The organism is Sphingobium sp. B2 (assembly GCF_007693735.1).
Taxonomy (GTDB): domain Bacteria; phylum Pseudomonadota; class Alphaproteobacteria; order Sphingomonadales; family Sphingomonadaceae; genus Sphingobium; species Sphingobium xenophagum.
Genome location: NZ_VDBZ01000003.1, coordinates 430447 through 448740, shown reverse-complemented (window position 1 = coordinate 448740; position 18294 = coordinate 430447). Strand labels below are relative to the sequence as shown.

The 18294-nt window shown below is 62.3% G+C and carries 14 protein-coding genes; all 14 read right to left on the bottom strand.

Going from position 1 to position 18294, the window contains the following annotated elements:
• Positions 1 to 15 precede the first annotated feature (15 nt).
• Positions 16 to 3567, bottom strand: coding sequence for a CHASE domain-containing protein (locus tag FE851_RS20515; protein WP_145206547.1), 3552 nt, complete (start codon positions 3565 to 3567; stop codon positions 16 to 18).
• Positions 3568 to 3664: 97 nt separating this feature from the next.
• A complete protein-coding gene (locus FE851_RS20510; protein ID WP_261371113.1) occupies positions 3665 to 4564 on the bottom strand; it encodes an NAD(P)/FAD-dependent oxidoreductase in 900 nt (299 codons plus the stop codon).
• Positions 4555 to 4881, bottom strand: a complete 327-nt coding sequence (locus FE851_RS26945) for an NAD(P)/FAD-dependent oxidoreductase (protein WP_261371112.1) — start codon at positions 4879 to 4881, stop codon at positions 4555 to 4557. Before FE851_RS26945 ends, FE851_RS20510 begins: the two co-directional genes overlap by 10 nt.
• Positions 4878 to 6263, bottom strand: coding sequence for an NAD(P)/FAD-dependent oxidoreductase (locus tag FE851_RS20505; RefSeq protein ID WP_261371111.1), 1386 nt, complete (start codon positions 6261 to 6263; stop codon positions 4878 to 4880). Before FE851_RS20505 ends, FE851_RS26945 begins: the two co-directional genes overlap by 4 nt.
• A complete protein-coding gene (locus FE851_RS20500) occupies positions 6245 to 6550 on the bottom strand; it encodes a (2Fe-2S)-binding protein (RefSeq protein WP_019053327.1) in 306 nt (101 codons plus the stop codon). The genes FE851_RS20505 and FE851_RS20500 overlap by 19 nt, the downstream gene beginning before the upstream one ends.
• Positions 6547 to 8355 carry an ABC transporter ATP-binding protein gene (locus FE851_RS20495; RefSeq protein WP_145206546.1) on the bottom strand — a complete coding sequence of 603 codons (1809 nt, stop codon included), beginning with the start codon at positions 8353 to 8355 and terminating at the stop codon, positions 6547 to 6549. The genes FE851_RS20500 and FE851_RS20495 overlap by 4 nt, the downstream gene beginning before the upstream one ends.
• Positions 8352 to 9185, bottom strand: coding sequence for an ABC transporter permease (locus FE851_RS20490; protein WP_026149741.1), 834 nt, complete (start codon positions 9183 to 9185; stop codon positions 8352 to 8354). Before FE851_RS20490 ends, FE851_RS20495 begins: the two co-directional genes overlap by 4 nt.
• Positions 9182 to 10162 (bottom strand): ABC transporter permease, encoded by a 981-nt coding sequence (locus FE851_RS20485; RefSeq protein ID WP_145206545.1) that lies wholly within the window; start codon positions 10160 to 10162, stop codon positions 9182 to 9184. Before FE851_RS20485 ends, FE851_RS20490 begins: the two co-directional genes overlap by 4 nt.
• Positions 10162 to 11706, bottom strand: a complete 1545-nt coding sequence (locus tag FE851_RS20480; RefSeq protein WP_145206544.1) for an ABC transporter substrate-binding protein — start codon at positions 11704 to 11706, stop codon at positions 10162 to 10164. Before FE851_RS20480 ends, FE851_RS20485 begins: the two co-directional genes overlap by 1 nt.
• Positions 11703 to 12986 (bottom strand): NAD(P)/FAD-dependent oxidoreductase, encoded by a 1284-nt coding sequence (locus tag FE851_RS20475; RefSeq protein ID WP_145206543.1) that lies wholly within the window; start codon positions 12984 to 12986, stop codon positions 11703 to 11705. The genes FE851_RS20480 and FE851_RS20475 overlap by 4 nt, the downstream gene beginning before the upstream one ends.
• A gap of 7 nt (positions 12987 to 12993) precedes the next feature.
• Positions 12994 to 13800, bottom strand: a complete 807-nt coding sequence (locus tag FE851_RS20470; protein ID WP_145206542.1) for a haloacid dehalogenase type II — start codon at positions 13798 to 13800, stop codon at positions 12994 to 12996.
• 21 nt (positions 13801 to 13821) lie between these two features.
• Positions 13822 to 14751 carry a 2-hydroxyacid dehydrogenase gene (locus tag FE851_RS20465; RefSeq protein WP_145206541.1) on the bottom strand — a complete coding sequence of 310 codons (930 nt, stop codon included), beginning with the start codon at positions 14749 to 14751 and terminating at the stop codon, positions 13822 to 13824.
• On the bottom strand, positions 14748 to 15791 hold the full coding sequence (locus tag FE851_RS20460; protein WP_145206540.1) for a PepSY-associated TM helix domain-containing protein: 1044 nt from the start codon (positions 15789 to 15791) through the stop codon (positions 14748 to 14750). The genes FE851_RS20465 and FE851_RS20460 overlap by 4 nt, the downstream gene beginning before the upstream one ends.
• A gap of 99 nt (positions 15792 to 15890) precedes the next feature.
• Positions 15891 to 18032, bottom strand: a complete 2142-nt coding sequence (locus FE851_RS20455) for a TonB-dependent siderophore receptor (RefSeq protein ID WP_145206539.1) — start codon at positions 18030 to 18032, stop codon at positions 15891 to 15893.
• Positions 18033 to 18294 lie beyond the last annotated feature (262 nt).

Here is an 18294-nt window from a genome sequence, read left to right as displayed (position 1 = left end):
CCAGCATTTGTAGCGTTACAAAGCCCTTTCTGGCTGACCTGTAATCAGCGCGAACCGTTCGGCTGCCCCGCGAATCAGGTCTCGCCATTGCTCGTCGGACCACGCCTCCAGCGCTTCATAAAGCTCGCGGAGCGCGCTGCTGGTCGTTGCGCTCTCAAACAGGCCGGCCGTCCCGGCCAACTGGTGCATGGCGTTACGCAACTGCGCCTTTGTCTCGCTCGTCAGTCCATCGGGCGCGACGGCATCGGCGAACAGTATTGCGATATTATCCAGCCGCTGGCGATACATGCGCGCCAGTTCGGGGGACGGCGCCGATCCTGTCAGCATCCGATCGTCGTTTTCCACGCGCAACCACGGCTTCAGCGCCGCCTGCAAATCGCTCATCCTGACCGGCTTGGCCACATGGCCCTGCATGCCAGCGTCCAGACAGGCCGTAATATCGTCCGCATAGGCATTCGCGCTGATCGCGATGATCGGCAGCCGGTCGGGACCATAGCCACGCCTGCGCAACGTGCGCGTCGCCGTCATCCCGTCCATGTGTGGCATGCGCAGATCCATCAACACCAACGCATAGGGCAATCCTCGCGCATGGGCGTCATCCACCATGGCGATCGCTTCGGCACCGTTGGAGGCGATGGCGACTTCATGGCCCAGCCGCTCCAGCATCTCCGACACCAGCAACTGATTGATGTCATGGTCCTCGACCAGCAGGATGCGGCGCGCGATGGTGGCCCTGACCGGCAGATCCATCATGGTGGGCGCTGGCGCCAATGCTTCGCCCTCTGCGGCTACCAGCGGTATCTGAAGCGCGACGATCGTGCCCTCACCCGGACTGCTGCGCAGCACGACATGTCCGCCCATCAACCGCGCCAGCTTGTCGCAGATCGCCAGGCCAAGGCCCGAACCCCCATGGCGCTGTGCCGCAGCCCCATGCGCCTGGACAAATTCCCGAAATATCGCGGTCTGCCGGTCATGGGCTATGCCGATGCCAGTATCTTCCACCTCTATGCGCAGCACGGCATCGGGCAGCTTGATCGCCCGGATGGTGATATGCCCCTCATGAGTGAATTTGATCGCGTTGGCCAACAGGTTGACGATGATCTGGCGCAATCGCAACCGGTCGCACAGGATCATTTGCGGCAAGGCCGGGTCGACGATGACGGACACGGGCAGCCCCTTGCGTTCGGCCAGCGCATGGAGTGCGGCAACGCTCGACTGCAACTTCTTCTGAAGGTTCACCGGTTCGGGTTCCAGCACCATCTGCCCCGCCTCGATCCGTGAAAAATCCAATATGTCGTTCAGCAATTCCATCATCGACTGGCTGGATTCCAGGATGAGCTCCAGCTTGCTGCGCTGCGCATGACGCGGCTCATCCTGCAACAGCAATTCGGTAAAGCCGATAACGCCGTTCATCGGCGTGCGGATCTCATGGCTCATATTCGCCAGGAAAACGGCCTTGGCATTGGCCGCCTGTTCAGCGCGCACCAGCGCTGCCTCATTCTCCTGTTCCAGATCCTTGCGCCGCGTGATGTCGGTGCCAACCCCGATCAGGCCGATCAACTGCCCTTGCGTATCGACCTCCGGGCCACAGATCAGGTCGACCCAGCAAATGCCGCCATCGCTGTGGCAGAAGCGCAATTCCACTCGCCATGTCCGCCCTTGCGACATGGCGGTCCGCCATTGCGCCCGTATCTTCTCACGATCATGGGGGTGGATCGCCGCCATCCAGCCAACGCCCATGACCGCGTCGCGAGACAGGCCAGTGGTTTTCAGCCAGGCGTCATTGGCGAAATTGCAAAAGCCCAGATCGTCCGTGCGGAAAATCCCGGCAGGTGACAGGCTGGCCAGCGCGGAAAAATGCCGTTCGCTTTCCTCCAGTGCGCTCACCGCCTGCTGGAGCACCGTTTCGCGCTCCATCAATTCGCTGGTCTTGATCTCCACCTGCTGCAACGCATAGGCTTCGCGCCGGATGTAGGACAGCGTCAATATGCCGAATATCCAGCTGATCGCCAGCCCGCAAAGCAGCACCAGCCAGCCTTCGCTCGTCGATACGCTTCGCTCAAACTGGGGCGTGCTGGTCCAGCGCACCGTCCATCTCTGCTCCATCAGCAACAGCGTGCGGGTTACGCTATATTTGGGTCGATGATTCCCCTTGGCAGCGCTGGCATAAATAGTGTCATCATCGGCCGTCACAGGACCATCGAAAATATGGATGTCCAGCGACCGTCCCTGACTTTGCGTCAAGCCCTCCATCAGGCGGTTGGCGACGAACGGCGCATAGATCCACGCGATCAGGGCCTTGCGTCGCTCCTCCACGGTCGCATGGGGCAGGCCGGGCTGATAGAGAGGCCGCAACAGCAGGAAGCCGGGGCGCTTTTGCGCATCCTGCACCAATATGATGCGCCGGGTGATCGTCGCCTTGCCGGTGTCGCGCGCGTGCAGCGCGGCGGATCGCCGCCGGGCTTCGGCCAATATGTCCAGCCCCATGGCGGCGCGGTTGGTGGCTATCGGTTCGATCTGGGCGATCACGCCGCGCAGGGGGGCGTTGCTGTCGGGATGGATGCGATAGCCGGGAAAACGCTGCGTCTGCGCGCGCATAAACGCGGGCAGCGTCGCAGGTGTCACGGGACGGATATAGCCCATGCCGTTCAGACCGGGCAGGAATGTGCCCATGTTCAGCGCCGCCACATAGGCGCGCCAATCGTCCGGGGTTATCTCGTCCGACGCGGCAAATAGCGCCGCGGCGCCGTCCAGACTGCGGGAATAGGCTTCCAGCCGGTATCGCAATGCCCGCTCATTTTCATGCGCCAGCACGGCAAAGCTCGCCTGGTTGCGGTCATGGACGAATTCGGACGTGACCTTCCATGCGGTCAACGTGCCACCGATCATGACCATCATGACCGCGCTCATCGTCGCGGTATAATGCGCGATCGGCTCGCCGCGCCACAATATGCGCCATCCCTTCCAGGGACCGAGCATGATGACCGGGGTGACGATCAACACCCCCAGCAGATCACCTGTCCACCATGTCGCCCAGCTTTCGGCAATGGCGGTCGCAGGGATGCTGTGGTTCAGGTACAAAATGGTGACGCCGATGCTGGGCGCGATGACGCAGGCCAGCGGACAGATCAGCGCCGCCATCAGCGCAACATCCCATGCCGACGTCAACTGGATCGGCGTCCCGAAGCGCTTACGTACGATGCAGGCGGCGACCAATGCCTGCAAGGTCGATCCGATTGCAATGCACAGCGCGTTGGACAGGATCAGCGGCAGGCCTGCCGTTTCCAGTCGCATCATGCCGATCGCGACATTGACAAGAAACGCGCCGATCGCAACGCCCGGCCATAGCGTACGTCCGAAAACCAGGATGGCGGACACCGCGATACCCGACGCCGGCCAGATCACCGTCGCATAGCCGGGCGGGATCGCCATTTTCAGGCCCAGCCACCCGACGACGCAATAGGCCAGCGCCAATGCGGCATTCAGCGCCGCGATGCGCGGTGCGAAAAGACCCGCGCGCAAAGTTTCGTCACTACCGGTCGATGCCCGGCTGTCCTGTTGTTCCATCCTGCCCCCGGGCACAGGCAGGGCGGCGCAGTTCCGCCCTGTCTGACATCGCGCTTATAGGGCGTGGCGCGCAATCGGCAATGTCCGCTTGTCTATGTCAGGCCTGGGTAGCGAACCGTTCGACGCGATAGGGTTCGGTCGGGATGTCGGTCGCGCCCTTCGCGATGATCTCCGCCATCGTCTCGCCCACGCCCGGCCCGATCTGGAAACCCGATCCTGAAAAGCCGAACGCATAATATAGCCCGCTGGTTGTCGCGCTCGGTCCCATCACCGGCTGGCTGTCAGGCATATAGCCCTCGATCCCGGACCAGACGCGGATGATGTTGAGCCTGCCCAGCGACGGGGCGAGCCGCCTTATATGCTTCAACTGACTCACCGTATTTTGCGGCTCGACATAGGCGCGATACTGGTCGGGGAAGGATGGTCCCCGCGTGCTGCCGCCCAGCACGATATTGCCCCGCGCTACCTGACGGAAATAGACCGTCTCCTGCTCCAACGGGGTCATCACGCCGACCGTCGGCAAAATGGCGTAAGGCACCGGCTCTGTCACGCTCATGGTCGGGCCTTTGGGGACGATCGGCACCGGCTCGCCAAATTGCGATGACAACGCATTGCCCCATGCGCCCGCCGTCACCAGCAATATAGGCGCGCGGAATGTCCGCCCGTCCGCTGCCGTGACGATGAAATCCTCCCCGACCTTCTGCGCATCGACAATCTGGGTATTTTCATGGATCACCGCGCCCAGTCGTGCCGCTGCCCGCGCAAAGGCAGGCGCGGCGAGGCGCGGATTGGCGTGACCATCCGTTGCCGAATAGGAACCGGCCAGCACGTCAGGCCCGAAAAAGGGAAATTTGTCGCGCAGCACATTGCCGCTCACCAGTTCCAGATCCAGCCCTTCCATGCGCGCATTTGCCGCATAATCCTCCATCGAACCGACCAGTTCGGGCCGTTCGCGATAACAGACGCGGATATGTCCGGACCTGTCTCTTATACACATCTAGATGTGTATAAGAGACAGAGTTCGGGCCGTTCGCGATAACAGACGCGGATATGTCCGGACTGGAGAGATTCGACATCGGCCCCCAATAATGCTCGCGATTTCCGCCAGATGGCGATGGCGCGATTGGCCAGCGGCAATTGATGGATGGGGCGCCCCTGTCGCCTCACATTGCCAAAATTGGTGCCGCTTGCCTGCCGACCGATCAGGTCGGTCTCCAGCAAGGTCACTGACAGGCCATGGCCGCGCAGGAAAAGTGCTGCCGATGACCCCATCAGCCCGCCGCCCACGATGATGACATCGCTGGCCCCGCTCATTGATCGTCTCCAATCGCTATGGTCAGCGGCTTGACCGGCGCCTGACCGCGCAATCGGCCAACCTGCTCAATGGGAATGTCCGCTTCCGCCGCGATCAACTCGGCCGCCGCCAGCCCGCAATAACGGCCCTGGCAACGCCCCATGCCGACCCGGCTGAACGCCTTGGCCCGGTTTGCCTCCTTGGCGCCCGTCTGGCGCATGATGCCGCGCAGGTCGCCAGCGGTCACCCCCTCGCACCGGCACAAGATCGCATCGTCCGGCAATTGCGATGCTTGGTGCGAAGGCCATGGAAAGGCCTTCGCCAATCCCCGCGCAAATTTCGCATAGGTGCCGACATCGCCGCGCAGCGACGCCATCTCGCCCTTGTCCACCGGCAGCCCCAGATCGGCCAGTGCCGCCAGCGCCGCCAGCCGCCCGCTGGCTTCGGCTGATCGCGCGCCCAATATCTTGGCTCCGTCGCCCGCCAAATAAACGCCCGCCACGCTCGACCGTCCATCGCTGTCCCGCTCCGGCAGCCATTGCCGCGTGCCTGGATCAAATGCGAAGGCGCAGCGCGCCAGATCGGCCAGCTGCGTTTCCGGGCGCAAATGATGCCCCATCGCCACCGCGTCGCAGACAATGTCCTGTTCGGTCCCCGCTCCGGTGCGAAAACGCACGGCGCTAACGCCGCTATCGGCGTTGCCGATGATTTCCAGCGGCGTGATGCCATTGTGCACGGCTACGCCCGCGCGCTTCAATTTCATCGTCAGCGCGACGCCGTTCCACAGCACAGACGGCACCGCCAGCAGGTCAGGCAAAGCCTTGATCCGCGCACTGTAGGGCGCGGTATCGAGCACAGCGACGACATTCGCGCCTGCCTCGACATATTGGCTTGCAACCAGATAGAGCAGCGGCCCCGATCCCATGAACACGACATTGTGCCCGATCGATACCGCCTGGCTCTTGAGCGCCACCTGCGACCCGCCCAGGCTATAGCTGCCGGCAAACTGCCATCCCTTGACCGGCATCAGCCGATCGGTCGCCCCAGTGCACAGCAATAATGCGTCAAACGGAATTGCGTCCGCATATGTCGCACTCGCTGTCCAGACTTGCCCGCCAGCAATGTTCCACACCAGCGTTTCCGGGCGATAATCGATCGCGCTCTTGAGCCCATCGAATGTTTCATGCAGCGCCTGCGCCCGTCCGGCCTCGCTGCCGTACAGCTTGGCATAGGGCCGGGTGAAATTGTCCGGCTGACGGCGATAGATCTGGCCGCCGTCGCGTCGTCCCTCGTCCAGCAGGATCGGGCGCACGCCTGCCTGCACGCAGGCTTGCGCCGCGCGCGTCCCGGCTGGTCCTGCACCAACGATAATGACCCTTGGGCTCATGCGTTGTTCGGCCATGATGCCTCCGGCTGGCTGGTCAGGATGCGCTGGCCCGACGCGGCCAGGGTCGAACAGGCGCGCAGGCGGTCGCCGCTTTCGGTCCACACCCAGCAATCCTGGCACGCACCCATCAGGCAGAAACCGGCCCGTTTCTCCGGCCCGAACTCTGACTGGCGCAACACGCTGCCCTGGTTCAACAATGCGACCATCAACGTGTCACCCTCCAGCGCCCCGACGGGGGCGCCATCGACATGCACGGTGATAGCGGGGCGATCGGTTTCACCCAGACGAACGAAGCGGCTCATGACGGACGCAAGCTTTCATCTCCAAGATGGCACAATATCTGGCTGCCCTTGCTGAGCGGGCGGCGGGGTGGGGGCGTGGTATTGCAAAGCCCATCCACCCGCGCGGGGCAGCGTGGCAGGAAGCGGCAAAGGTCTGGATGATCGCCCTGTCCTCCAACCGGCGGCGGCGCGATCCCGGCATGACTCTCCTCCAGCCATCCCGCCCGCATTTCCGGCACCGATCCGATCAGCAGGTCCGTATAGGGATGGAACGGCGCGACGCCGAACGCTTCACGCGGCCCGGTCTCGACCATCGTACCGGCATAAAGCACCAATATGTCGTCGCAGATCGCCCGGACCGTTGAAATGTCATGGCTGATGAACATGGTCGCAATGCCAAGTTCCCGGCGCAATTCGGCCATCAGTTCCAATATCGCCGCGCCCACGACAGTATCGAGCGCGGACGTCACCTCGTCGCACAGGATCAGTTGCGGATCGGCCGCCAGCGCTCGCGCCAGGTTGATCCGCTGCTTCTGGCCGCCAGAAAGGCCGCCGATCGGCTGGTCGATCAGCGTGGCGGGCAGGCGGATCAGATCGAGCAACTCCAGCACGCGCATCCGCGCCGCATTGCCCTTGAGCCCGTGGTAGAAGGCCAGCGGTCGCGTCAATATCCGACCGACGCTGTGCGCGGGATTGAGCGCCGTATCGGCATTCTGGAACACCAGTTGCACCCGGCGAAACTGGTCGCGACTACGCCCGTGCAAGCCTGGCGGCAGAGTTTCGCCATCCAGCAGCACCTGCCCGCTGGCGGGTGGCAACAACCCGGCGATGACCCGCGCGATAGTGGATTTGCCCGATCCGCTTTCGCCGATCACGCCCAAAGTCGCGCCTCGCTCGATCGTCAGGTTGATGTCGCGCAGTACCGGAATACGCGGACGACCATCCTTGCCGATCTTGCCATAGCCCGCCGTCATGCCGCGTATTTCCAGCAGCGGCGCGGCGGGCAGGGCAATTTTTGGGGGTGCCGGGCGGACCGCGGGCCGGGCGGCAGCCATCAGCGTCCTGGTATAGTCATCCGCGGGGGCGTGGAGGATTTGCGCAGCCGCGCCCGCCTCCCGGATGCGCCCCTGGCTCAGCACGACAATCTGGTCGGCCATCTGTGCGACGACGGCCAGGTCGTGCGACACGTAGATGGCGGTTGCGCCCCGTTCCAGCACGACTGTCTTGAACGCGCGGAGCACCTCGATCTGGGTGGTCACGTCCAGCGCAGTCGTCGGTTCGTCCAATATGACCAGTTCCGGGTCCGTGATCAGCGCCATCGCGGCCATCAACCGCTGCAACTGTCCGCCCGACAATTGATGCGGATAGCGCGCGCCGATCGTTTCGGGAAAGGGCAGGGCGAGCGCGCGGAACAGGTCGACCGCCTTGGCCTCGGCCTCCGCGCGCGGCATCAGATTGTGGATCAGCGCAGGCTCGACCACCTGATCCATGATGGTGCGCGATGGATTGAAGGCGGATGCCGCGCTTTGTGCGATATAGGCGATGCGATTGCCGCGCAATTGTGCCAGCGCGCCGCGATCGAGCTTGGTAAGGTCGCACTCGCCCACCCGGATCGACCCTTCCGCGATCTTCGCCCCCGGCCTGGCATGGCCCAGCAGCGTCAGCGCGATCGTCGTCTTGCCCGATCCGCTCTCGCCGATCAGCGCCAGCACTTCGCCGCGATTCAGCGCGAAATCAATGTCGCTGACGATCGGGAATATCTCGCCCGCGCTATTGCGCGCGGTAACGGTCAGGCCCTTTACCTCGACATGGGGCGTCGCGCTCATTGGCCTTTGCCCTTGCCCGAAAAGCCGATCGCATCGATCAACAGGTTCACTCCTACCGTCAGCGTCGCAATCGCAACGGCTGGCGCTATGATCGCAAGCGCACCTTCGCCCAGCCCGGAGATATTCTCGCGCACCAGCGATCCCAGATCAGCGTCGGGGGGCTGCACGCCAAGGCCAAGGAAGGACAGGCCCGACAGCAGCAGCACGATGAAGACGAAGCGCAGGCCGAAATCGGCCAGAAGCGGGTGGATCATATTGGGCAATATTTCAGCGATCGCTATGTAGAAGCGCCGTTCGCCGCGCGCCTTCGCCACCTGCACATAATCCATCTGCGCCAGATTGACGGCCAGAGCCCGCGCGATCCGGTAATTGCCGGGGATATAGGTGAAGGCCGCGATCAGCAGCAGCAGCCCCAGCGAGGATCCGAATGCCGCGACCAGCACCAGAGAGAATATCTTGGAGGGGATCGAAATCAGCATATCCATGAAGCGCGAAAGCGGCTCATCGACCTTGGCTCCGCCCACTGCCGCCGTCAGCGCCAGCGCCGTGCCGCTGGTACTCGCCAGCAACGCCGCCGCCGCCGCCAGCCCAACTGTATAGCGCGCGCCCGACATCAGCCGGCTCAGCACATCGCGGCCCAGATAGTCGCTGCCCAGCCAATGCTTCGCGGATTGTCCGTCAAACACGTCATAGGCGACGAACGCGCCGACCGGATAGGGGGCCAGCATGGGTCCGAACAGTGCGACAGCCAGCCAGAAGATGACCAGGGCCAACCCCAGCTTGCCCGACAGCGGCAGGGCTTTGGCCCGTTGAAAGATATTGCCCATCATTGCGCCCGCAGCCTTGGGTTGGCCAGGATCGCGGTAACGTCCGCGATCAGCATCAGGATGAGATAGGCGGCGCAGAATATCATGGCGCACGCCTGCAATAGCGGCATGTCGCGACTGGTGACCGCATTGACCATCAGGCTGGCAAGCCCCGGATAGTTGAAGATGGTTTCCACGATCACCGCCCCGCCCAGCAGGTAGGACAGGCTCAATGCCATGGCGTTCACGATCGGCGCGATGGCGTTGGGCATGATGTGCCGCAATATGACACGCACCGGCGCAACGCCCTTCAGCACCGCCATTTCGACATAGGGCCGGTCCATCTGGTCGATCACTGCTGCGCGCGTCATCCGCGCCATCTGCGCGATAACGATCACGCATAATGTCAGGACTGGCATGGCAACGCCGCGCAGATACTCGCCCCACTCCATGTCGCTCGACGCCAGCGCGATCGAGGGCAGCCAGCGGAGTTTCACCGAAAAGATCAGCACGGCGATGGTCGCGACCAGAAATTCGGGTACCGCCACCATGGCGAGCGTCACGACGTTGAGCGCCCGGTCTATCCGCCCGCCGCGGTTCATGGCGGATCCGATGCCGATGGAAAGCGCGACAGGGATCGCGACCATGGCGGCCAGAGCGGCGAGCAGCAGGCTGTTGGGCAAGCGCTCCTCAATGACTTCGCCGACCGGCATGTTCGCGACCATCGATTGGCCAGGATCGCCCGTCAGCATGCCGCCAAGCCAGCTCACATAACGCACATGGGCCGGGCGATCGAGACCCATTTCATGGCGCAATGCCGCGACCTGGTCCGGCGTGGCGCTCTGCCCCAGCGCTTCCTGCGCCGCGTCGCCGGGCAATAATTGGGCGATCACGAAGATCGTCATCGACACCAGCAGCAGCGTCAGCAATGACGATGCGAACCGCTTGCCGATCAATGTCAGCGCGGCGCTCATGCCGCTGCGGGAGGATGCGCCCGCCATCAGCCTTCCCACCAGACATGTTCGGCAAATTGGTAACCCATCATGCCGCCAATGGCGATTGGATACATGCCCTTTAACCGCCGGTCATGGGCATCGATCAGGTTGATGAAGACCGGAATGGAAACCCCGCAATAGTCGCGGACCAGCTCTTGCATCTCGCCATAAAGCTGTTTGCGCTTTGCCTGGTCGGCTTCGCCGCGCGCTTCCACCAGCAGGCGGTCGAAGCGCGCATTTTTCCAGCCGCTCTCATTCCAGGCCGCATCCGACTTGTAGAACAGGCTGAACATCAGATCGGCGGTCGGACGCGGGTTGGTGTTGCCAAAGCCCATTGGGTGTTTCATCCAGTGGGTCGACCAATAGCCGTCGGCGGGCACGCGATTGACGGCCAGATTAAGGCCGATGCGCGATCCATATTCCTGTAGGACCGATGCCATATCGACCGATCCTTCCGCCGCGGGTGACGCATAGATCGGCAGCCGCGTTCCCTTCAATCCCGCCCGTTGCAGGTGCCAGCGCGCCTTGTCCAGGTCGAGCACCCGCTGCGGCAGATCAGCGCGATAATAAGGATGGAAAGGCGGGATCGGGTGATCGTTGGCGATCGTCGCATAGCCGCGGAAGAGCGCCCGTTTTATGAGGGGGCGGTCGAACAGATATTTGATCGCTGCAACGAAATGCGGGTTTCCGGTTGGCAGGCGATCCTGGCGCATGATCAGGTTGGTGTGCAGCCCCGATGGTGTCACCATCAGATTGTGGCGGGGCGAGGCATGGATGCGCTTGCTCGATCGCGGGTTGACCGCTAGGATGATGTGGACGTCGCCCGACAGCAGCGCGTTGACCCGACTGGTCTCGTCGGGAATGCTGATGAGTTCGATTTCGTCCAGATAGGGTTTGCCCGGCTTCCAGAAATTGGGATTGCGCCGCGCCAGCGTGCGGACGCCGGGGCGAAATTGTGCGCACAAAAATGGGCCGGTGCCGTTGGCGGTGCGGAAATCGCTCGTCCCTTCGCGCAATATCCCGAAATGCGTTTGTGCAAGAATGGCGGGCAGATCGGCATTGGGGCCGGTCAGGCGAATGAACACATCCTGTTTGCTCGTGGCTCGAATCTGGGCAAACTGCTCGGCAATTTGCGCCATTTTCGATCCGGTCGCCGGATTTTTGTGTCGCATCAGGGTCCAGACGACATCCTGCGCCGTCAGCGTCGCACCATCATGAAATGTGATGCCCTTGCGCAGCCTGATATGCCAGTTGATCTGGTCGCTGCTCTCGATCCGTTCGGCCAGTTCCAACTGGGGGATCAGGTTGCGGTCCAGCTGGGTCAGCAGGCTGTAGAACATGTAGTGACGGATATAATCGCTTGAATTCGCACCTTTGGCGGGGTCAAGCGTATCGGCGGTCGATGCCGTCATCCCGGCGGCGCGGATGCGTCCGCCCCGGCGGGGGCGGCTGGCGGACATCGCGCTATCGGGCAGCAACAGTCCAGCGCCAACGCCAAGGCCAGCGCCGATCAGGCCGCGGCGGGAATAGGGGGACAAGATATCGGTCAATGGATCACGTCCTGCCATTTATACCATAGCCCAACCAGCGGCAGGAACCATGGCTTGCCAAAATGCCCCGGCACGCTCGGCCAGTCCAGTTCGGCCCAAGGGTTGGCGTCGGGCTCGCCGCTCATCACGCGCGCCATCTGCTGCCCCATATGGGTCGCCATCTGCACGCCATGGCCGCTATAGCCCATCGAATAATAAAGGCCGCCCGTCTCGCCCGCGCGGGGCAGGCGGTCGGCGGTCAGGTCCACCATCCCGCCCCACACATGGTCGACGCCGACGCCTCTGAGCGCTGGGAATATTTCCCCCAGCGCCTCCTCCAGAATGCGTCCGCTTTTCAAATCCGATCGGGCATCGCTGATGGCAAAGCGCGCCCGCCCGCCGAAGATCAGGCGATTGTCGGGCGCCAGACGGAAATAATTGCCGATATTCTTGCTGGTCACATAATTGCGGCGTCCTGGCAGCAACTTTTCGATCAGCGCGTCGTCCAGTGGCTCGGTTGCGATTACGAAGCTGCCGACCGACACGATCCGGCGACGGAAGAAGCCGAACGGTGCAGCGGCAGGCGCGCCGCCCGTGGCGACCAGCACCTGCTTTGCATCGACGGACCCGCGCGAGGAGACAACCCGCCAACCGGTCTGTGCCCGGTCAAGCCCTGTGACCTCGGCCCCTTCGAAAATATGTGCGCCGGCCCGCGTTGCTGCTTCAGCAAGACCCACTCCGAAACGGGCAGGGTGGATTTGCGCGCTTGTGGTCTGGATCAGCGCGCCATGAAAGGCGTCGGACCCAACCTCATCACCGATCCGCGCCGGGGGCACCAGCCGCACATGCTCATCGACTTCAGCGGCCAGCAGGTCATGCGCCCGCGCCAGCTTGTCATAATGTTTGGGCTTGGCCGCCAGCTTCACCCGGCCGCAGCGGGTGAAATTGCAGTCAATCCCTTCCTCGCGAGCCAGCCGCTCGACCGTATCGACCGCGTCGCAATGCGCCCTGTACCAGGCTTTGGCGACCGGCTTGCCGAACCTTGCCGACAATGCGCCATAGTCATGCGCGGTACCATTGTTGCACTGGCCGCCATTGCGCCCGGACGCCTCGCCCACGACCTTCCCCGCCTCCAGCAGAACGACGCTTGCGCCGCGCTTCGCCAGCGCTAGGGCCGCCGACAGGCCGGTGAAGCCACCACCGATTATGGCGATGTCAGCCGACCCTTCGACCCCGCCCTTCGCACCGCCCATGAAGGGCGGCGCGCTGGCAAGCCAGTAGGAGAGGGGGGAGGCGTTCATCGAACGATCAGAGGCCCACAACCGCCGGCAGGCAGCCGATATGGGGAATTTCGACGTCGCGGTAGAAGGGGTTGGACGGCTCATGCCCACGACCCACGAACACGCGGCAGCCAAAATGCAGGTCGGTCGCCGTATTCTGATCGTAGCGGAAGCTGGACGATACGTGCATCATATCTTCCGGATTTGCGCCCAGCTGGTCGAACATATATTCGAACGCCTGCATCCGCGGCTTGTAGGCCTGCGCCATCTGCGCGGTATAGACCGCATGGAAAGGCGCGCCCAGCATCCCTACATTATGATGGATCTGGTCGTTCATCGCGTTGGAGAGGATGACGAGCGGAATCTTGTCGCCGATCTTGGACAGGCCGCCAACGACGTCGTCATGCGGACCCCATGTCGGCACCGTGTTGTACACAGCATCGGCATCAGCCTCATTATAGGCCACGCCCCATTTCTTGCACGTCCGGCGCAACGAGTTGCGGATGACCTCCTGATAGGGCTGCCAATCGCCCATCACCTGATCGAACCGATAGGCGCTCCAGTCCTTGCAAAAGGCGGGCAGCTTTTCCGCGTCGATGCGATCGGCCATGAAGGCGGTCGCCATTTCGGTCATGCGAAAACGGGTGAGCGTGCCATAGCAGTCGAAACTGATATATTTGGGCCGGAAATTGGGCATCGGCTGATCATCCTTTGCAGGTTCTTGAAGCGCGGCCTGGCGGCCATGTGACAGGCACATTACGACATGGGCGCGCCGGAACATGAAGCCCATTTCTACGGGCGCGAACGCATATATCGGGCTTTTATCGCGGCCCATTCGGCATAGATTGCTGCGCTCTCAATAGCCCTTGTCGCGTGCGACCTCCCCCTCCATGGTCGCCCCCGACACGTGGCGGCGGATATTGGCGATCAACGCGCGCGCAGCGCTGTCCGCCCGCGTCATGCTGGCGACATGAGGGGTCATGATGATGCGGGGATGCGCCCACAATGCATGGCCCTGAGGCAACGGTTCGGGGTCGAATACATCCAGCACCGCCCCTGAAAGATGACCGTCGTCCAGCAGCGACAGCAGATCCTGCTCCACCAGATGCCCACCCCGCCCGACATTGATCAGGCCCGCCCCGCGCGGCAGTTGCGACAGCGTTTCGCGGCACAAAATGCCGCGGGTCTCGGTGGTGAGTGGGAGCAGGCAGATCAATATGTCGCATCCCGAAAGGAAGGCGGGCAACGCCGCCGCTCCGGCAAAGCAATCGACCCCTTCCACGGCATGGGCCGACCGGCTCCACCCCGACAGTGGAAAGCCGAACGGCCGCAACGCGCCCAGCACCGCCTGACCCAGAATGCCAAGGCCCATCACGCCGATCCGTCGCTGGCTGGCGGGCGTCAGTTTGATAGGTGCCCAACGACCCTCGCGCTGGGCGATACCATGGTCGATCAGGTTGCGATGCAGCGCCAGCACCGCCATTGTCGCATATTCGACCATGCCCTGCGCAATGCCCGGCTCGATCATCCGCACTACGCGGACGTGGGGCGGCAGGCGGCTCATGTCGAACTGGTCGATGCCAGCACCGATGGAAAACAATATCTCCAGTGCGGGCAGTGTCGCGATCAGTTCCACTGACGGGTTCCACGCGGCGAGGTAGCGGATCGTGGCGGGGTCATGCGGGTCTGTCGGATCGACAAAGCCGATATCCGCAGCCTCGGCCGCGAAAACATCGCGCCAGGTGCGGCCGCGTTCAGGATCGGAGGTATAAAGCAGGGTCATCATACAGACTTTCTGGCGGGGGCAGGGCGGCGGGTGCGCCTGGCCTGCCACCACATGACTAATCCGGAAACACACAGCGCAGCCAGCGCCAGTGCGGTGATCAGCAATATGGGCTGGCCGATCGGACCAAAGGCGTCGCCCGCATGCAAGGGCAGCACGGTCATCCACAAGGCGGGATTGTTCTGCGCACGCATGGCGCTAACGATGCGGGGCTGCGCCAGCGTTACGATGACCCTGTGGATCGCGCGCGCATTATGTTCAGGGGCGTTGAAATTGACGATCAGCCGATCGCCATCGATCCGCAGGTCGCGCAGCATGGCATCGGGGAAGGCCGATTGCGCCAGCATCACGCTGCGGTCGATCGTCGCGGCCGATGCGGCGGACGGCGCATTGGCGGCACCCTTGCTCAGCAATTCGGGCACCACCAGCAGCAATCCCGTCGTCGCCATGAACAGCAGAAACGCGCTCAGCAAGACAGCTGCCGTGCGATGGCATTGGCGCAGAACCAGCTTGGGCGACAATGTCCAGCGTATCGCCAGCGCCTTGCCCATCTTGCCGCGCTTGGGCCACCAATAGGCCAGGCCGCTCGCAACCATGGCCAACAGGGCCAGGCCGTTCAGGACGATGACGGCCATGCCGACCTTACCGGCCATCAACCGATAATGGATTTGTAACGCCGCTTCGACCGGAAAGGCCAAGGCATTGCCCGACCGCAGCACCGCGCCGCCGGCGGGATCGACCGAGGCATAGCGCACCGCACCGTCACGATTGCCCATTTGCGCGAAATAGGTGGCCCCATCGGCATCGGGCGCAAACAGCCGCGTTACCGCATAGCCTGCCGTCGCCCGGTTCGCTGTCATGATCACTTCACCCACCGAAACCGCTGGCCCGGCTTTTCCGCTGGTCATCGCCACCGGATCGATCAGCCGCGCCAGCGGCCCGCGATAGACCAGCATCGCGCCGCTCAGCGCCTGCACCAGCAGCAATGCCGCCACGGCCAGGCCGATTGTCCGATGCAGGCGCAACATCAGCGCGCGGTTCATGGGGTAGCCCTCAAAAACGAAAAGGGCCGCCAACGACAGGAGGAGGAGGTGTCGTTGACGGCCCGAAGAGGGAGGCGCGAACGCCTCCCGGCACCTGTTCTAGAAGTTGAACGTACCTCGTATCGTAAAGGAACGGGGCATGCCTGGCTGTATCCACAGGGCTGCGTAAGAGCTGGCATAATATTTCTTGTCGAACAGATTATCGACATTGGCCGACAGCTTGAACTGGTCGTTGATCGTGACCGATCCCATCAGCTTGGCAATGGTGTAGCTGGGCAGGAAGAAGGTGGTTGCCGTCTCGCCCAGACGCTTGCCCACATGGTTTACGCCGCCGCCCAGCATGGCTTGATGATCGCCGATCGAGAAATTCTTGAACAGCAGGATATTGCCCTGATGCTTGGGAATGTTGATCAGCGGATCGCCCTTCAGGATCGGCAGACCGAAATTGGGGTCGAACACATTGGTGGCCCAGCCCGCATCGGTATAGGCATAGGTCAGGAACAGTTCAAACCCGGCTGGCAGCTTGGCATTGACGTCAAACTCCACGCCCTTGCTGTCGGCGGAACCGACCGGCTTGGAAAAGCCGGGGTTGGCCGGGTCGGTGGACAGCACATTGCTCTTCTTCATCTTGTAGAGCGAAATCGTGCTGGTCAGGCGACCATCTGGGGTGATGAACTTTGCACCGACTTCATAGGATGTGCTGATTTCAGGCTCAAATGGCAGCCCGTCGAAACCAACGCCGCTATTGGGGCGGAAGCCTTTGCCATAGCTGGCATAGAGCGACACGCTGCTGGTCGGTTCGAACACCAGGCCTGCCATCGGGCTGAACTTGCTGTAGCTTTTCTTGGGGTTGGTATTGTTCAGGCGCAGGTCGATATTCTGACTGAAATGGTCGTAGCGGCCACCAAAGCGAACCTTGAACTGTTCGGTGATCTCGATCTGGTCCTGCGCATACACACCCCAGGCCTTTTGAACCTCGTTGCCATTCTGGATCACGACGTTGGGAACGGGGGCCGGGATGGTGTAATCGGGATTGAAGATGTCGATCGAATAGGACTGGTCCGCCGCCACGGGGCGATAACGGGTCTGGAACGTGTCGATCTCGAACTTGTCCCAGTCCGCCCCGACGCGGATATTGTGAACGATCGATCCGGTCTGCGCCTTGCCGCTGATTTCGCCGCGGAAAACCATATGGGTCGTGCTATAATCGCGGTAGCGACGCTGGCGGGTAAGGGTACGGCCGTCATTGTCGATCCGCTGCCGACCAAGGACCAGTTCAGGATCGCTCGAAAAGCCCTTGAACGATGTGTCCTTGTAACCAGCACCCAGCATGACGACCCAATCGTCGCTCAAGTCATGCTGCAACTGCGCCTGGTGGCCCAGCACTTCGACCTTGGTCGGGCCATCATTTGGGTTACCTAGGAAACGGGTATTGGGAATAGCGCCCAGATCATAGGTGATGCCATTGGCCGTTACGGTCGGGATCGCCACCACGCCACGCTCAAACGGCACTTCCTGGTTCACATATTCCAGTTCGTAGGTGAAGATCGTCTTGTCAGACAGTTTCGCCAGGAAGGACGGGTTCAGCACATATTTGCGCGTTTTCACGGTGTCACGGAAGCTTTCTGCATCTTCCACCGCGCCAGTCAGGCGGACCGCGACCATGTCGGTGATGGGCAGGTTATAGTCGCCCTCGACGCGGTAGGTATTCCATTTGCCACCGGCGACGGAAAAGCTGCCGCCCTCCTTGAAGGTCGGCTTTTTGCTGACGATGTTGATCGTGCCGCCCGGCTCACCGCGTCCGAACAGCGCGGAATTGGGGCCTTTGAGCACTTCGATGCGCTCGACATTCGATGCGTCGCGCGGGCCACCATAACCGCGGCCACCATTAAAGCCGTTGACCAGAAAGCCGCTCGGGAAATTTTCGTCGCCCGCAAAGCCGCGGATCGCAAAACTATCCCACAGACCGCCAAAATTATTCTGCTTCGACACACCGCTCGCCAGTTCCAGCGCGGTGTCCAGCCGGGTGATATTCAAATCATCCAGCAACTTGCCTTCCAGAAATTGAACAGCCTGCGGGATTTCCTTGACCGGCGTGTCACCGAAATATTGGCGCTTCAGACCGGTGACGACGATGTCGCTGGACTCGGCGGCTGGTGCCTGTGCAATCGCCACAGACGGCAGCGCGATAGTGGCGGTGCTGGCGATCAGTGCCAGCCGGAGGGTGGAGAATGGTCGCATGATGAAATCCCCTTTTAAAAATCGCTGTTCTGAACGTCCTGCGAACGGGGCCGACGGGTTTTCATTTCCGACGCGAACTGTTGCTCCTGTCGTCGGACGCCGGCCATTGGGTGTTTATTCCACCTCTTCTTGAGTTCGAGGCTAGGATGAGTTCCAGAAATAATCCGTCAAACTTGGCGCATCGGACGGCGCAAAATTGTGAATCGGCGGTTGTTACGGCATGAAAATGCTGCGCCCGATCCTTGCAGTAAAGAGGCCAAAA

Coding starts and splice junctions, on each gene's coding strand:
- FE851_RS20460 (WP_145206540.1), bottom strand. CDS start 15,791: ATGAACCGCGCGCTGATGTTGCGCCTGCATCGGACAATCGGCCTGGCC.
- FE851_RS20495 (WP_145206546.1), bottom strand. CDS start 8,355: ATGAGCGCGACGCCCCATGTCGAGGTAAAGGGCCTGACCGTTACCGCG.
- FE851_RS20475 (WP_145206543.1), bottom strand. CDS start 12,986: ATGAACGCCTCCCCCCTCTCCTACTGGCTTGCCAGCGCGCCGCCCTTC.
- FE851_RS20465 (WP_145206541.1), bottom strand. CDS start 14,751: ATGATGACCCTGCTTTATACCTCCGATCCTGAACGCGGCCGCACCTGG.
- FE851_RS20515 (WP_145206547.1), bottom strand. CDS start 3,567: ATGGAACAACAGGACAGCCGGGCATCGACCGGTAGTGACGAAACTTTG.
- FE851_RS26945 (WP_261371112.1), bottom strand. CDS start 4,881: ATGAGCGGGGCCAGCGATGTCATCATCGTGGGCGGCGGGCTGATGGGG.
- FE851_RS20500 (WP_019053327.1), bottom strand. CDS start 6,550: ATGAGCCGCTTCGTTCGTCTGGGTGAAACCGATCGCCCCGCTATCACC.
- FE851_RS20470 (WP_145206542.1), bottom strand. CDS start 13,800: ATGGGCCGCGATAAAAGCCCGATATATGCGTTCGCGCCCGTAGAAATG.
- FE851_RS20490 (WP_026149741.1), bottom strand. CDS start 9,185: ATGATGGGCAATATCTTTCAACGGGCCAAAGCCCTGCCGCTGTCGGGC.
- FE851_RS20485 (WP_145206545.1), bottom strand. CDS start 10,162: ATGGCGGGCGCATCCTCCCGCAGCGGCATGAGCGCCGCGCTGACATTG.
- FE851_RS20455 (WP_145206539.1), bottom strand. CDS start 18,032: ATGCGACCATTCTCCACCCTCCGGCTGGCACTGATCGCCAGCACCGCC.
- FE851_RS20505 (WP_261371111.1), bottom strand. CDS start 6,263: ATGGCCGAACAACGCATGAGCCCAAGGGTCATTATCGTTGGTGCAGGA.
- FE851_RS20510 (WP_261371113.1), bottom strand. CDS start 4,564: ATGTGTATAAGAGACAGGTCCGGACATATCCGCGTCTGTTATCGCGAA.